The following is a 14,956-nucleotide window of genomic DNA, read 5'->3' on the forward strand; positions in this document are numbered from 1 at the left end:
TTGGCCCGTGTACCGGCACGTCGCCCCGGATACGATCGGTAGCAGAAGTCGACCGAGTCGGAGGGTTGCCGTGGGCCTCGTACAGCGCTTCGAGCGCCGTCTCGAAGGCATCGTCGGCAACACCTTCGCCAGGGTGTTCGGCGGCAACGTCGTCCCGCAGGAGGTCGCGCAGGCGCTCCAGCGGGAGGCGGAGGGCAACATCCGCGAGTTGGCGGGTGGCCGGTTGCTCGCCCCGAACCACTTCAAGGTCCTGCTGGGCCCGCAGGACCACGATCGGCTTGCCGGGGACGGCCAGGATGAACTACGCATCACGCAACTCCTGGGGGACTCCGTCCGGGAGCACCTCGAGGAGAGCGGATGGGACACCTATGGTGACGTCGTAGTCTCCCTGGAGCGCTCCGACGCGCTGCACACGGGACAGTTCCGAACCAGCTCGTCCGTCGACCCCGACGTGAAAGTTGCCAGCCGACGGTCAGCACCACCTCGCACTTCTGGAGACGCTTCCATGAGCCAGCCTCCCGGCTACGGACAAGGACAGGGCCAGCCCGGCTACGACCCCTACGCCCAGGGCGGCTACGGCCAGCAGCAGGGCTACGACCAGGGTTACGCCCAGCAGCAGCCCGGCTACGACCAGCAGCAGCAGGGCTACGGGCAGCAACCCGGCTACGACCAGGGTTACGGCCAGCAGCAGCCCGGCTACGGCCAGCCCGGCTACGACCCGGGCTACGGCCAGCAGCCCGGGTACGACCAGGGCTACGGGCAGCAGCAGCCCGGGTACGACCAGGGCTACGGCCAGCAGGGCTACGACCAGGGTTACGGCCAGCAGCAGCAGGGCTACGACCAGGGCTACGCCCAGCAGCCCGGCTACGGCCAGCAGGGCTACGACCAGGGCTACGGCCAGCAGCCCGGCTACGCCGACCCGTCGCAGGGCTACGCCCCGCCGGCGGTCCAGTCGGGCCCGCGCCAGCTGACCGCCACCCTGCACCTGGACGACGGCTCCAACCGCACCTACAACCTCAAGCAGGGCGGCAACGTGGTCGGCCGCGGCCAGGAGGCCGACTTCCGGCTCCCGGACACCGGCGTCTCCAGGAGGCACCTGGAGATCACCTGGGACGGGCACAGTGCGATGCTCGCTGATCTCGGTTCGACAAACGGCACCACGGTGAACGGCACACCAGTGCAGACTTGGCAGCTCGCGGAAGGCGACGTCGTCCGCATCGGGCACTCGTCGCTGGTCTTCCGCACCGCGGGCTGACCCGGGTCGGTGTTGTGGGTGGTCGAGTCGGCGTGGCGTGACGGCACTCAAGTCAGGAGCGGTTACAACCGGTGCCAGAGCTGGTGATGCAGCTGACCAGAGCGGGTTTCCTCATCCTGCTCTGGTTGTTCGTGTTGGCTGCCCTTCGTGTGGTCCGCTCCGACCTGTACGCGGCGTCGGGGCTGCGCGTCCCGACGCCGAAGTTCGGCAGGAGCGCCGTCAAGAAAGACGTCCGCGGCAACAAGGCTGCCCGGCAGCTCGTCGTCACCCACGGCGCGCTGGCGGGCACCCGCATCTCCCTGGACGGGCGGCCGATCCTGATCGGCCGCGCCGACGACTCCACGCTCGTGCTGGACGACGACTTCGCGTCGACCCGGCACGCGCGCCTGTCGATGCGCGGCACCGACTGGTACGTGGAGGACCTGGGCTCCACGAACGGCACATACCTCGACCGGGCGAAGGTCACGGCCCCACTCCGGGTCCCGCTCGGCTCCCCGATCCGAATCGGCAAAACGGTGATCGAGCTGCGCTCATGACCCTCGTCCTTCGATACGCGGCCCGCAGCGACCGCGGCCTGGTGCGCTCCAACAACCAGGACTCCGTGTACGCGGGCCCCCGCCTGCTCGCGCTCGCCGACGGCATGGGCGGCCACGCCGCGGGCGAGGTCGCCAGCAAGGTGGTCATCGCCGCCCTGGCCCCGCTCGACGACGACGAGCCCGGCGACGACCTGCTCGGCCAGCTCCGCGACGCGGTGATCGCCGGCAACGGCGCGATCTCCGAGCTCGTGCAGAGCGACCCCGACCTGGACGGCATGGGCACCACGCTCACCGCCGTGCTGTTCGCGGGCAACCGGCTGGGCATGGTGCACATCGGCGACTCGCGCGCCTACATGATGCGCAACGGCACCTTCACGCAGATCACGCACGACGACACGTTCGTGCAGTCGTTGATCGACGAGGGCCGGATCACCGAGGAGGAGGCGGCCACGCACCCGCAGCGCTCGCTGCTGCTGCGCGCGCTGACCGGCCACGAGGTGGAGCCGAGGCTGATGGTGCGGGAGGCCCGGCCGGGCGACCGCTACCTGCTGTGCTCGGACGGCCTGTCCGGCGTCGTCACCATGGAGACGCTGGAGGAGGCCATCCGCATCCCGGACCCGCAGGCGTGCGCGGACCGGATGATCGAGCTGGCCCTCAAGGGCGGTGGCCCGGACAACGTCACGGTGGTCGTCGCGGACGTGGTCGACGTCGACTTCGGCGACGACGCCCCGATAGTGGGCGGCGCGGCCGGCGACGGCAGCGAGGACCCGCCGCCACCCGACTCGCCCGCCTCCCGGGCGAGCTCGATGACCGGGCCGAGGCCCGCTCCCCCGCGGGTCGACCCCGTGCAACCGCCGCCGGACCCCCGGCGGCGGCGCGGTAACCGGATCAAGGCGTTCGCGCTGGTCCTGTTCGTGTTCCTGCTGCTGGCCGCGGCGGGTCTCGGCACGCGCTGGTACGTGCTGCGCCAGTACTACGTGGGCGTGGGCGACACCGGCGAGGTGTCGGTGTTCCGCGGCGTCACGGGCAGCGTGTTCGGCTTCGCCCTGCACTCCCGGGTCGAGGGCTCGTGCCCGCCCGGCGCGCAGGCGTGCGAGCCGATCCGCGTGGACGACCTGAAGGTCGCCACCCGGGACGTGGTGCGCAACGGCATCACCGACGTGGACGGCATCGAGGGCGCGCGCGAGGCGATCCGCCGGCTGCGCACCGAGCAGACGCTGCCGTTCTGCTCGTCGGGCCAGACCGGCACGACGACGTCGACCACCGCCGCGCCGCCCACCACCACGGGCACGGGCGCCACCACGACGGCCGAGGTGCCCCCGGCGGGGGCGACCACGACCGAGACCACCACGTCCACCACTCCGGAGGGGACTCCCCTCACCACGCCCGTGCAGAAGCCGGGCACGGACTGCCGAAGGGGTCAGTAGTCGCATGGGTTCGCCCGTCCCCGGCGCGGAGGGCACACCGCTCGCGGCGGCGAGCAGCACGTCGCCTGGTCTGAAGCCGCCCACGAGACGGGGCACCGAACTCTTCATGCTCGGGTTCGCCACCGTGCTCGTCACCGGCGCCCTGATCCTGGTCGAAGCGAACCAGGAGAAGGAGCTGACCATGCGCATCGTGTGGCTCGGCCTCGCCTACCTGGGCCTGCTGACCGCCGCGCACCTCGCGGTGCGCCGGTGGGCGCCGTACGCGGACCCGGTGATCCTGCCCTGCGTCGCGCTGCTCAACGGCCTCGGCCTGGTCATGATCCACCGGATCGACCTGGCCATGGCGGACGTCAAGATGCCGAACGGCGACCTGTGGGACCCGGCGGCGGGCAAGCAGGTGCTGTGGACGGCCATCGCGGTCGTGCTGTTCTGCGCCGCGCTCAAGGTGCTGTCCGACCACCGCACGCTGGCCCGCTACGGGTACACGTTCGGCTTCCTCGGCCTGGTGGCCCTGGTGCTGCCCGGTGTGCTGCCGAGCGCCATCGCGCCCGAGATCAACGGCGCGAAGATCTGGCTGAGCTTCGGCGCGTTCTCCATCCAGCCGGGTGAGTTCGCGAAGATCCTGCTGATGGTCTTCTTCGCCGCGTTCCTGGTGTCGAAGCGGGACCTGTTCACGATCGCGGGCCGCCGGGTGCTGGGCCTGGACCTGCCGCGGGCGCGCGACCTGGGTCCGCTGATCGCCGCCTGGATGGTCGGCGTGAGCATCATGGTGCTCCAGAAGGACCTGGGCTCGTCGCTGCTGTTCTTCGGCATCGTGCTGGTGCTGCTGTACGTGGCGACCGAGCGCGCCGCGTGGGTCGTGCTGGGCGTGGTCATGTTCTGCGTGGGCGCGTTCGTGGCGTGGAAGCTGTTCGGCCACGTGCAGGTCCGCGTGGACAACTGGCTGGACCCGTTCGCCGACCCGTACGGCAAGGGCCACCAGATCCTCCAGTCCCTGTTCGGCCTGGGCACCGGCGGCCTGTTCGGCGCTGGCCTGGGCGGCGGGCGGCCGGACGAGATCCCGGAGGCGAACACCGACTTCATCACCGCCGTGATCGGCGAGGAGCTGGGCTTCGTCGGCCTGTCCGCGGTGCTGCTGATCTACACCGTGCTGGCGCTGCGCGGCCTGCGGACAGCGCTGTCCGTGCGGGACACGTTCGGCAAGCTGCTCGGCGGCGGCCTCGCGTTCGCCGTGGCGTTCCAGATCTTCATCATCGTCGGCGGCGTGACGAAGCTGATCCCGATGACCGGCATCACGGCGCCGTTCCTGTCCAAGGGCGGCTCGTCGCTGCTGGCGAACTACATCCTGGTGGCGCTGCTGCTGCGCATCTCGGACGCCGCGCGCGCGCCGAAGACCACGCCGAAGCCGAGGCCGCAGCAGCCGGCCATCGCCGACCAGTTCACTGTCATGGTGGAGCGTCCCAAATGAACACACCGCTCCGCCGGGTCGGCCTCGCCATGATGGCGATGTTCCTCCTGCTGCTGGGCAACGCCACGTACGTGCAGGTCATCAAGGCCGACGACTACCGCAAGAACCCGTTGAACTCGCGGGTGATCCTGGACCAGTACTCCCGGGAACGCGGTCAGATCATCGCCTCGGACGGCACGCCGCTGGCCGCCGTGCAGCGGACCGACGACCGCCTGGAGTACCTGCGGACGTACGCCAACGGGCCGGTGTACGCGCCGGTCACCGGCTACTTCTCGCTGATCTACGGCACCGGCGGCCTGGAGCGCGCCGAGGACGACCTGCTCAACGGGTCGGATGACCGGCTGTTCGCGCGCCGCCTGTCGGACCTGATCACGGGCCGCGACCCCAAGGGCGGCAACATCCAGCTGACCATCGACGCGAAGCTCCAGCAGGCGGCGTTCGACCAGCTCTCCAGCCAGGGCCTGACCGGCACGGTGGTGGCGATCAAGCCGCAGACGGGCGAGATCCTGGCGATGGCCAGCACCCCGTCGTACGACCCGAACGAGCTGGCCAGTCACGACGGGGACGTGCAGGAAGAGGCGTGGCTGCGGCTCAACGGCGACGAGTCCGAGCCGATGCTCAACCGCGCGGTGCGCCAGATCTACCCGCCCGGCTCGACGTTCAAGCTGGTCGTGGCGGCGGCGGCGCTCGCCGAGGGCAGGACGAAGGAGAGCGAGGTCGACGGCCGCCCGTCGATCACGCTGCCCGGCACGAACACGCCGCTGCCGAACTTCAACGACACGATCTGCGGCAACGGCGTCACGGCCACGTTGCAGGAGGCGCTGGCGAAGTCGTGCAACACGGCGTTCGCGGTGCTGGCCAACGAGCTGGGCCCGGACAAGCTGCGCGCGCAGGCGGCGAAGTTCGGCATCGGCGAGCAGGACCTGGAGATCCCGCTGCCGGTGGAGCCGTCCGGCCTGGGCGAGATGTCGGACAAGCCGTCGGTCTACCAGACGGGCATCGGCCAGAAGGACGTCCGGGTCACGCCGCTGGCCAACGCCGTGATGGCGGCGACCATCGCCAACGGCGGCACGCGGATGCAGCCGCACCTCGTGCAGAAGGTCCTGGCCGCCGACTTCGAGGCGATCAGCGAGACCGGCCCGGACGAGGTCGACGAGGCGATGGAGCCGGAGCAGGCCGCCGCGCTGCGCGACATGATGGTCGCCTCGGAGAACAACACGTCGGGCGGCGGCAAGCTGTCCGGCGTGCAGATCGCGTCCAAGACCGGCACCGCCGAGCACGGCGAGAACGTGCGGGCCACCAAGCCCCACGCCTGGTACGTCGGGTTCGCGCCCGCCGAGAACCCGGAGATCGCGATCGCGGTCATCGTGGAGAACGGCGGCCAGCAGGGCCTGGCGGCCACCGGCGGGCGGGTGGCCGCGCCGATCGGGCGCGCGGTCATCGGCGCCTACCTCGGGGGACGCTGATGCTGACCTCCGGCCAGTTGCTCGCCGAGCGGTACCGCCTGGGCAAGCGGATCGCCGTCGGCGGCATGGGCGAGGTCTGGGAGGCCGACGACACCCGGCTGGACCGCCGGGTCGCGGTGAAGGTGCTCAAGGCGGAGCTGTCGGGGGACGCCGAGTTCCTCAACCGGTTCCGCATCGAGGCGCGCACCACGGCGTCGCTGAACCACCCGGGCATCGCCGCGGTGCACGACTACGGCGAGACCGCGTCGGTGCCGGACGGGCCGGAGGACACCGCGTACCTGGTGATGGAGCTGGTCGAGGGCGAGCCGCTGGCGGCGATCATCGCCCGCGGCAGGCTCAACGCGGACCGCACGCTCGACGTGCTGGAGCAGGCGGGCAACGCGCTCCAGGCCGCGCACGAGCGGGGCCTCGTGCACCGGGACGTGAAGCCGGGCAACATCCTGGTGACGCCCGCGGGCAAGGTGAAGATCACCGACTTCGGCATCGCGAAGGCGGCTGACGCGGCACCGGTGACGCACAGCGGCATGGTGATGGGCACCGCCCACTACATCGCGCCCGAGCAGGCCCTGGGGCACGCGGCGGAACCGGCGTCGGACGTGTACGCGCTGGCCGTGTGCGGGTACGAGTGCCTGACCGGGCACCGGCCGTTCCTGTCGGAGAACGCGGTGACGGTCGCGATGATGCACATCCGCGACATCGCGCCGCCGCTGCCGCCGGACGTGCCGCCGGGTCCGCGCGCGCTGATCGAGGCGACGCTGGTGAAGGACCCGCGGCAGCGGTACCGCAACGGCGGCGAGTTCGCGCTGGCGGTGGGCGCGGTGCGGGCGGGCCAGCCGCTGCCCGCGCCGTCCGGGTTCGCGATGGTGGTCGGCGCCCAGCAGCTGGGGCAGCAGGCGGGCCAGTCGCCGACCGGCCAGCAGCAGCAGCTGGGCCAGCAGTTGGGGCAGCCGATGACGCCGCCGCAGCAGCCGATGACCGGGCAGCCCCTGGCCGGGCAGCCGATGACGCCGCCGCAGATGGCCCCGCCGCAGCACACCCACCCGGGGGTGCCGGTGAGCCACCCGGGCTCCCGCCCGGGGATGCAACCGGTCCCACCTGGGATGAACACTCCGCACACGGGCGCTTTCCGTCCGTTGCCGCCCGCCCCGGGCCCACCGGGGCGCAACCGCGCCCTCCTGTGGGTTATGGTCGCTGTGCTGGTGGCCGTCCTACTGGTGCTCGGCGTGGTCGCCCTGCGCGCCCTGGGTGACGACGACGAGGTGCCCGGCGGCGCGAGCGGGCAGAGCACGACGAGCGCCCGACCACTGGACGACTCCACCGATCGGCTCCCCGGAAAACCGAAGGTGACGATCACGAAGTCGGACTACGTCGACCTGCCGGTGGACGAGGCGGCGAAGAGGCTGTCCGGGTACGGCTTGGAGCCCGAGGTGCACTCCGTGGACGGGGGCGCGCCGGGTGACGAGGCGAGGTGCCTGGTGTCGGACCTGGCGCCGACCGGTGAGGTCGCGATCGGTTCGCGGGTCACGGTGACCTGTGTACCGACCTGAGGCCGAGACGGTACGGACGCACCGGAGCGGCAGGCACGCGAAGGCAAGGCTTGAGGGTGAGACCGTTGACGAGGAGCGGGACGAAGCACTGATGAGCACTCCGCGACTGCTCTCCAACCGCTACGAACTGGGTGAGACGCTCGGCTACGGCGGTATGTCGGAGGTGCACAAGGGCCGGGACGTCCGGCTCGGCCGCGACGTCGCCATCAAGGTGCTGCGCGCTGACCTCGCCCGGGACGCCCAGTTCCAGGAGCGGTTCCGCCGGGAGGCGCAGAACTCCGCGGCGTTGAACCACCCCGCGATCGTCGCGGTCTACGACACCGGCGAGACGCAGACCGAGTACGGCCCGCTGCCCTACATCGTCATGGAGTTCGTCGACGGCCGCACGCTGCGCGACATCGTCAAGACGCAGGGCCCGCTGTCCGGCAAGCGCGCCATGGAGGTCATGGCGGACGTGTCGGCGGCACTGGACTTCAGCCACCGGCACGGCATCGTGCACCGGGACGTGAAGCCCGCCAACGTGATGATCACGAAGTCCGGCGCGGTGAAGGTGATGGACTTCGGCATCGCCCGCGCCGTGCACGACGGGCAGGCGGCCGTCACCCAGACCGCGGCGGTCATCGGCACCGCCCAGTACCTGTCGCCGGAGCAGGCGCGCGGCGAGGCCGTGGACGGCCGCTCCGACGTGTACGCGTCGGGCTGCGTGCTGTTCGAGCTGCTGACCGGCGAGCCGCCGTTCACCGGCGACTCGCCCGTGGCGGTGGCCTACCAGCACGTGCGGGAGGAGCCCAAGTCGCCGTCGTCGCTGAACCCGAAGGTGACGCCCGCGCTGGACGCGATCGTGCTCAAGGCGATGTCCAAGGGCCCCGCGAACCGCTACCAGTCGGCCGCCGAGATGCGCGCCGACCTGGTGCGCGTGCTGTCCGGGCAGCGGCCGTCGGCGCCCGCCGTGATGACGGCCGAGGAACGCACCGCGATGCTGAACCAGTCGTCGTCGTCGCGCACCGAGGTGGTCGGCGGCGGGGGCGGTGGCCGGCACCGGCCGCAGGGGCAGCGCGACGACCCGGACGAGTACGACCCGCTGTCCGAGGAGGAGGCGGAGCGGCGCGCCCGGCGCAAGAAGACGATCATGATCGCGGTGGTCGCCGCGCTGTGCGTCGCGGTGATCGCGCTCGCCGCCTGGATCACCGCCACGCTGGTCGGCGGCGGCGAGGGCGAGGAGACGCCCGGGGCGAGCGACAAGGTCAAGGTCCCCTCGGTGGTGGACATGACGCAGGCCGCCGCGACCGCCGCGCTCCAGGACGTGGGCCTGACCGCGCAGGTCGAGGTGGTGCCGTGCCAGCCGGGCGCCCCGGTCGCGTGCACCGCCGAGCAGATCGGCAAGGTCGTGGAGACCGACCCGCCCGCCAACCGCGAGGTCGACAAGCGGAGCCCGGTGAAGCTGCTCGTCGGCACGAACCCCGACCAGGTCGAGGTGCCGAGCGTCGCGGGCCTGAGCCCGACGGAGGCGCAGAAGAAGCTGGAGGCCGAGCAGTGGGGCTTCCAGCAGAGCACCGAGACCGTCGAGGTCGCCGACGCGAGCCAGGTCGGCAGGGTCGTGGAGCAGACCCCCGCCCCCGGCACGAGGGCGCCGAAGGGCAGCACCATCACCGTGGTCCTGGGCAAGGCGCCGGACACCGCGCAGCTGCCGGACGTGACCGGGCAGACCGCGGAGAACGCGCGCCGCACCCTGGAGGGCAACGGCTTCAAGGTGCAGGTCAAGGAGGTCGACAGCGCCGAGAACCAGGGTGAGGTCGTCGCCCAGGACCCGGCGCCGGGACGCGTGGAGAAGGGCATCCTCGTCACGCTGAGCGTGTCGAAGGAGAACCAGTTCATCATGCCCGACCTGCGCGGGATGACCGAGAACCAGGCGCGGACGAAGCTCAACCAGGCCGGGTGGACGGGCAACGACCTCGTGGTCAGCGACCGCGAGCCGACCACCGACATCAGCCAGCGGGACAAGATCGTGGACCAGGAGATCAAGCCGAACACGCCGGCGGCGAAGACCGCGCGGATCAACGTGATCCTGGCCGAGCTGGGCGTGGGCGGCGGACCGACGACCACGTCGAGGTAGGCGGACGCGCGGAAGGCCCCCTCCCCGGTCCGGGGCAGGGGGCCTTCCGCGTGCTCAGGGGGTTCCGCGTGCTCAGGGGTTCCGCGTGCTCGGGGGGTGGCGGGCCGGTGGGCTCAGCCCTGGTGGGCCGCGGCGGCGAGTTGGCGCATCCCGTTCTCCAACCGCGCCACGGTCGCCTCGGGCACCTCGAAGCCGCAGGTGCGCAGCCAGTTCGCGAGCATCCGGTGGCCGCCCTCGGTCAGCACGGACTCGGGGTGGAACTGGACGCCCTCGACCGGCAGCTCGCGGTGCCGCATCGCCATGACCACGCCCGTCTCCGTGCGGGCGGTGACCTCGAACCCGGCCGGGATCGTGTCCGGCAGCACGGTCAGCGAGTGGTAGCGGGTGGCGGTGAAGGGGTTCGGCACGCCGGCCAGCACGCCGACGCCGTCGTGGTGCACGACGCTCGTCTTGCCGTGCAGCAGCTCCGGCGCGAGGTCGACCGTGCCGCCCCAGACCGCGCCGATGGCCTGGTGGCCGAGGCACACGCCGAGGACCGGCACGCCGGTGTCCGCGCAGCGGCGGATCACGTCCATGCTCCGGCCCGCCCGGTCCGGCGTGCTGGGCCCGGGGCTGACGAGGACGCCGCCGAACCCGCCGACCTCCTCCGGGTCCACCTCGTCATTGCGGCGGACCACGCACTCGACCCCGAGCTGGGCGAGGTACTGGACGAGGTTGTAGACGAAGCTGTCGTAGTTGTCGACCACGAGCACGCGCATGCCCGCCAGCGTAGCCGTGACGCACCTCTCGCCAGAAGTGAGCTTAGGCTCACCTAATCTTGAGGTATGAACCGTTCCCTGCGCGTCGCCGTGGTCGGCGCCGGTCCCGCCGGCCTCTACGCGGCGGACAGCCTGGTCAAGTCGGACGCGGACGTCGAGATCGACATCTTCGACAAGGTGCCCGCCCCGTACGGGCTGATCCGGTACGGCGTCGCGCCGGACCACCCCCGCATCAAGGGCATCGTCAACGCCCTCCAGCGCATCCTGGACCGGCCGGAGGTGCGGTTCTTCGGCAACGTCGAGTACGGCGTCGACGTGAAGCTCGACGAGCTGAGGCAGTTCTACGACGCGGTGGTCTTCTCCACCGGCGCCGAGAAGGACCGCCCCCTCGACATCCCGGGCATCGACCTGGACGGCTCGTACGGCGCCGCCGACTTCGTGTCCTGGTACGACGGGCACCCCGACGTGCCGCGCACCTGGCCGCTGCGCGCCCGGCAGGTCGCCGTCCTCGGCGTCGGCAACGTCGCGCTCGACGTGGCCCGCGTGCTCGCCAAGACCGCCGACGAGCTGCTCACCACCGAGATCCCCGACAACGTCCACGCGGGCCTCGCCGCGAACCCCGTCACCGACGTCCACGTGTTCGGCCGCCGCGGTCCCGCGCAGGCCAAGTTCACCCCGCTGGAGCTGCGCGAGCTGGACCACTCGCCGAACGTCGAGGTCGTCGTGCACCCCGAGGGCATCGACTTCGACGCCGCCTCGATGGCCGCGATCCGGTCCAACAAGCAGGTCGAGATGGTCGTGAAGACCCTCCAGGAGTGGGCGATCCGCGACGCCGGCTCCCGCCCCCGGCGGCTGCACCTGCACTTCCTCCAGGCCCCGGTGGAGGTGCTCGGCGAGGACGGCTCGGTCGTCGGCCTGCGCACCGAGCGGATGGAGCTGGACGGCGACGGCGGCGTGCGCGGCACCGGCGAGCACACCGACTGGGACGTGCAGGCCGTGTACCGGGCCGTCGGCTACCTGTCCACGCACCTGGCCGACCTGCCGTTCGACCACGCGTCCGGCACCGTGCCGCACCAGGCGGGCCGCGTGCTCGACCTGGACGAGCAGGCGATGCCCGGCGTCTACGTCACCGGCTGGGTCAAGCGCGGCCCCGTCGGCCTCATCGGCCACACCAAGGGCTGCTCGCTGGAGACCGTGACCAGCCTGCTCGCCGACGCGCCCACCCTGCCCGGCGCGCCCACCCCGTCCCCGGAGGCCGTGGTGCGGTTCCTGGAGGAGCGCGGCGTGCCGTTCACCACCAACGAGGGCTGGCTGAGGCTCGACGCGCACGAGCGCGCCCTCGGCACCTCCCGCGGCCGCGAGCGGGTCAAGGTCGTCGACCGCGGCGAGATGACGGCCGTCAGCCGGGGCTGAGCCCTACTGCGGGGTGGTGACGTTGTTGAACGGGAGCTTCGGCTCCGCCCACGGGAACACCACGAACATCAGCAACGCCACCACCCCCGCGACCAGCACCAGGGCTTCGAGGACGCGCACGGGCAGCGGTCCCGGCAGGTGCCGCCAGATCCACCCGTACATCAGCTCTCCTTCATCTCTTCCGGTACGAACCCGGGCGCCTTCGGGTAGCTCATCGCCAGCACCGCGTGCACGATCAGCCGCTGCTTGTCCGAGAACCGCGGGTGGCACGTCGTCAGGGTCATCAGCGCCGCCTGCTGCGCGACCGGGACCTCGCCCGCGAAGTACGGCACCGGGCTGATCACCTCGCCCTGCGAGGGCAGCACGATCTCCTGGCCGACCGTCTTGTCGTACGGCGCGCCCAGCGGCGAGACCTTCTCGCACCTCGGGATCGACTGGCGCTCGGCCCAGCCCGCCACCTCGTCGGCCTTCGGCAGCACCCGGTAGACGAACCACTGCGCCTGCGTCTCGACCACGATCGCGTCGCACGAGCCGAGCAGGTCGAGGTCGTTGAACGGGGCCCCCTTGCCGACCCGGTGGCCCGCGACGGAGAAGTTGCCGGGGTCGCCGGGCAGCGCCGTGCCCTTGTAGTGGCCGGGGCCGATCTCCAGGTCCTTGTCCGTGGTGCCCTCGACGATCGAGAACTTGTAGTCGGGGCCGAAGACCGGGATGTACATCTTCGCGAACGCCTGGCCGTCCAGCAGCTCGTACTTGACCTCCCGCTGCGGGTCGGCCTCGACCGTGTCGGCGCCCCACTGCTCGTCGAGCGCGACGGTGGCGTCGTCCTGCTTGCCGGCCGAGATGAGGTCGGTGACGTAGACCTCGTAGACGACGAACAGCAGGATCACCAGGCCCGCCGTGATCAGCAGCTCGCCGACCGCGCGGACGGACTTGCGGGCCGCGCTCTCGGGGGGCGGGGCCGGCCGGTCGTCGGCGGCCTCGGCGTCCTCGTCGTCGTAGCCGTCGTAGTGGTCGTCGTCCTCGTAGTACTCGTCGTCGTAGTCGTCGTCGTACTCGTCCTCGACGGCCGCGATGACCTCGGTCGGCGGGTCCACCGGCCGGGGGCGCGGCGGGGGGCGGCGTGCGCCGGGGGCGGGCCCGGGGCCAGGCACGGGACCAGGCGCGGGCGCGGGGGGCAGGCTGCCGGAGAACGCGTTCGTGTACTGGGTGGCGTCGGCGTCGTGCACCGGACCGGGCTGCGCCGGGCCCTGGCGCGCCGGATCGGGCTGCGCGAACCCGGGCTGCGCGAACCCGGGCTGACCAGGGCCGGGCTGCCCAGGGCCGGGTCGGGGCCTGCGCGGGCCAGGGCTCGGCACCGCGCCGGGCGGCGGCAGGGCACCGGGCGGCGGCAGGGCACCGGGCGGCGGCGGGGCACCGGGCGGCGGCGGGACACCGAGCCGGGCGCTCAGGTCACCGGAGGCACCCTCCTCGCGCAGCGCCCGACGACCGGGCACCGGCCCAGCAGGCACCGGCCCACCGGGAACACCGTCGTCGGGCAGGGCCCGGCGGCCCGGCGCACCCGCTCCCCCGGGCCGGTCGAAGCCGGGGGCCGGCGGGGCCAGGGGGGCCGCAGGGCGATCCGATTGGCCCGGACGAGTGAATCCTCCCGGCGGGGTTCGGGGTCGCTCCTGGGCCTGCGGGGCCGGTCGGTCGAAGCCCGCGGGCGGGGTCTGGGGGCGGTCGAAGGCTCCGGGGCGGCCCGGGTGGGGGAAGCCGGCGGGTGGGGTGCCGGGCCTCGCGACACCGGCCGCGGGCGTGGGCGGGCGGTCGAAACCGCCTGGTGGCGTGGGTGGGCGGTCGTGCGGAGCGCCCGGCGGGAAGGGCTCGCGGGGCGGTTGGTCCGGGCGGGGCGTGGGTCGTGGCGACCGGCCCGACGGGCCGCCTTGCGGCGGAGGCGGGTCGTAGCTCACCGGAAGACCTCCCGTGCCGAACGTTCCAGAACTACACGCCGCTTTAGCGACCTGCTTGGTTACGTTAACGTGTTCATCCAGCAGTGGACGTGAACCCGCGCCACTGGAGACCTATCCACCCGTCAGGCGAGGACAGCATGCCCAAGTCCAAGGTCCGCAAGAAGGCCGTCTACACGGCGCCTGCCGATCGCCGCACCCCGGTGAAGGTCAAGGCAGCGGGGCCGTCCCACCCCGTCTACATCGCCGTGATGCTCGGCTTCATGCTGCTGGGGCTGGCGTGGCTGGTGGTCAACTACATCGCGGGCGACAAGGTGCCGGTGATGATGGACCTCGGGTCCTGGAACTTCGGCATCGGGTTCGCGCTGATGATCGTCGGTCTGCTGATGACCATGAAGTGGCGCTGACCAGCGCTACGCCACGTGGCCGACGGCCCGGACGTGCACCACGTCCGGGCCGTTCCGCGTCCACCTGTCGTTCACCGCGTTCACCCATCGGTCACCGAAGAACACGGCTGTAAGTCATCCCCAATGGGGACAACTCCTGTGGACAACTTTGCGCCTGATTGCACAAGCGCCGGTCCGGGGCTCCAGTTGTCCACAACTACGGAAGACTCGGAAGCGTGAACCCACCCCGTTCCTGGTCCCCGCAGCCGGGCATGGTCGGCCTCGCCTGGGGCCTGGCCGCCGTGTTGCTGCTGGTCACGGTCCTCAGCTCGGCCGCGACGAGCCGCCTCTTCCTCGGCCTGGCCACGCTCCTGCTGCTGGCGGTCGCCGGTTACGGCACGTACGTCCGGCCCCGGCTCACGGTGGACGACGACGGCCTGACCGTCCGCACCCTCACCGGCGCCCACACCCTTCCGTGGCACGAGGTGAAGGTGCGCCTGGTGCACACCCGCCGCCTCGGCCGCGAGACCCCGTCGCTGGAGCTGGACTGGCAGCGCGGCGAGGACGAGCAGCTGTTCGTGTTCACCACCGTGGACCTCGGCACGGACCCGCGCGACGTCGCCGACGTCCTGCACGCCCTG

General features: G+C 71.9%; 13 protein-coding genes. 10 read left to right on the forward strand and 3 right to left on the reverse strand.

Annotated features, from left to right (window positions below):
- Positions 1–70: 70 nt before the first annotated feature.
- The 7 genes from ACR807_RS03145 to pknB all read left to right on the forward strand — a co-directional run bounded on the left by ACR807_RS03145 (position 71) and on the right by pknB (position 9,812).
- Positions 71–1,255, forward strand: coding sequence for an FHA domain-containing protein (locus ACR807_RS03145; protein ID WP_438919645.1), 1,185 nt, complete (start codon positions 71–73; stop codon positions 1,253–1,255).
- A 71-nt stretch (positions 1,256–1,326) separates the two neighbouring features.
- Positions 1,327–1,791 carry an FHA domain-containing protein FhaB/FipA gene (locus ACR807_RS03150; protein ID WP_438919646.1) on the forward strand — a complete coding sequence of 155 codons (465 nt, stop codon included), beginning with the start codon at positions 1,327–1,329 and terminating at the stop codon, positions 1,789–1,791.
- Entirely contained in the window at positions 1,788–3,218 is a 1,431-nt protein-coding gene (locus tag ACR807_RS03155) for a PP2C family protein-serine/threonine phosphatase (protein ID WP_438919647.1), read from the forward strand. Before ACR807_RS03150 ends, ACR807_RS03155 begins: the two co-directional genes overlap by 4 nt.
- 4 nt (positions 3,219–3,222) lie before the next feature.
- A complete protein-coding gene (locus tag ACR807_RS03160; RefSeq protein WP_438919648.1) occupies positions 3,223–4,686 on the forward strand; it encodes an FtsW/RodA/SpoVE family cell cycle protein in 1,464 nt (487 codons plus the stop codon).
- Entirely contained in the window at positions 4,683–6,152 is a 1,470-nt protein-coding gene (locus tag ACR807_RS03165) for a peptidoglycan D,D-transpeptidase FtsI family protein (protein ID WP_438919649.1), read from the forward strand. The genes ACR807_RS03160 and ACR807_RS03165 overlap by 4 nt, the downstream gene beginning before the upstream one ends.
- Entirely contained in the window at positions 6,152–7,699 is a 1,548-nt protein-coding gene (locus ACR807_RS03170) for a serine/threonine-protein kinase (RefSeq protein ID WP_438919650.1), read from the forward strand. The genes ACR807_RS03165 and ACR807_RS03170 overlap by 1 nt, the downstream gene beginning before the upstream one ends.
- Before the next feature lie 91 nt (positions 7,700–7,790).
- The gene (pknB, locus tag ACR807_RS03175; RefSeq protein ID WP_438919651.1) at positions 7,791–9,812 is read left to right on the forward strand and encodes a Stk1 family PASTA domain-containing Ser/Thr kinase; all 2,022 of its coding nucleotides are present in this window, start codon (positions 7,791–7,793) and stop codon (positions 9,810–9,812) included.
- Positions 9,813–9,925: 113 nt separating this feature from the next.
- Here pknB and ACR807_RS03180 read toward each other — a convergent pair whose 3' ends face one another.
- Positions 9,926–10,570: an aminodeoxychorismate/anthranilate synthase component II gene (locus ACR807_RS03180; RefSeq protein ID WP_438919652.1), complete on the reverse strand. Its 645-nt coding sequence runs from the start codon at positions 10,568–10,570 to the stop codon at positions 9,926–9,928.
- A gap of 66 nt (positions 10,571–10,636) precedes the next feature.
- Here ACR807_RS03180 and ACR807_RS03185 point away from each other — a divergent pair, with 66 nt between their 5' ends.
- On the forward strand, positions 10,637–11,983 hold the full coding sequence (locus tag ACR807_RS03185) for an FAD-dependent oxidoreductase (protein WP_438919653.1): 1,347 nt from the start codon (positions 10,637–10,639) through the stop codon (positions 11,981–11,983).
- A 3-nt stretch (positions 11,984–11,986) separates the two neighbouring features.
- Here ACR807_RS03185 and ACR807_RS03190 read toward each other — a convergent pair whose 3' ends face one another.
- On the reverse strand, positions 11,987–12,145 hold the full coding sequence (locus tag ACR807_RS03190) for a hypothetical protein (protein ID WP_170185175.1): 159 nt from the start codon (positions 12,143–12,145) through the stop codon (positions 11,987–11,989).
- Positions 12,145–13,491: a class E sortase gene (locus ACR807_RS03195; RefSeq protein WP_438919654.1), complete on the reverse strand. Its 1,347-nt coding sequence runs from the start codon at positions 13,489–13,491 to the stop codon at positions 12,145–12,147. Before ACR807_RS03195 ends, ACR807_RS03190 begins: the two co-directional genes overlap by 1 nt.
- Before the next feature lie 578 nt (positions 13,492–14,069).
- On the opposite strand from ACR807_RS03195, the gene crgA reads away from it, so the two are divergent.
- Both crgA and ACR807_RS03205 read left to right on the forward strand, forming a co-directional pair.
- Positions 14,070–14,336, forward strand: a complete 267-nt coding sequence (crgA, locus tag ACR807_RS03200; RefSeq protein ID WP_306744149.1) for a cell division protein CrgA — start codon at positions 14,070–14,072, stop codon at positions 14,334–14,336.
- A 215-nt stretch (positions 14,337–14,551) separates the two neighbouring features.
- Positions 14,552–14,956, forward strand: a 405-nt coding sequence (locus ACR807_RS03205) for a PH domain-containing protein (protein WP_438919655.1), incomplete at its 3' end; no start/stop codon positions are given.

It is taken from the genome of Saccharothrix sabaoui, from assembly GCF_051756985.1.
In the GTDB taxonomy this organism is placed as follows: Bacteria; Actinomycetota; Actinomycetes; order Mycobacteriales; family Pseudonocardiaceae; genus Actinosynnema.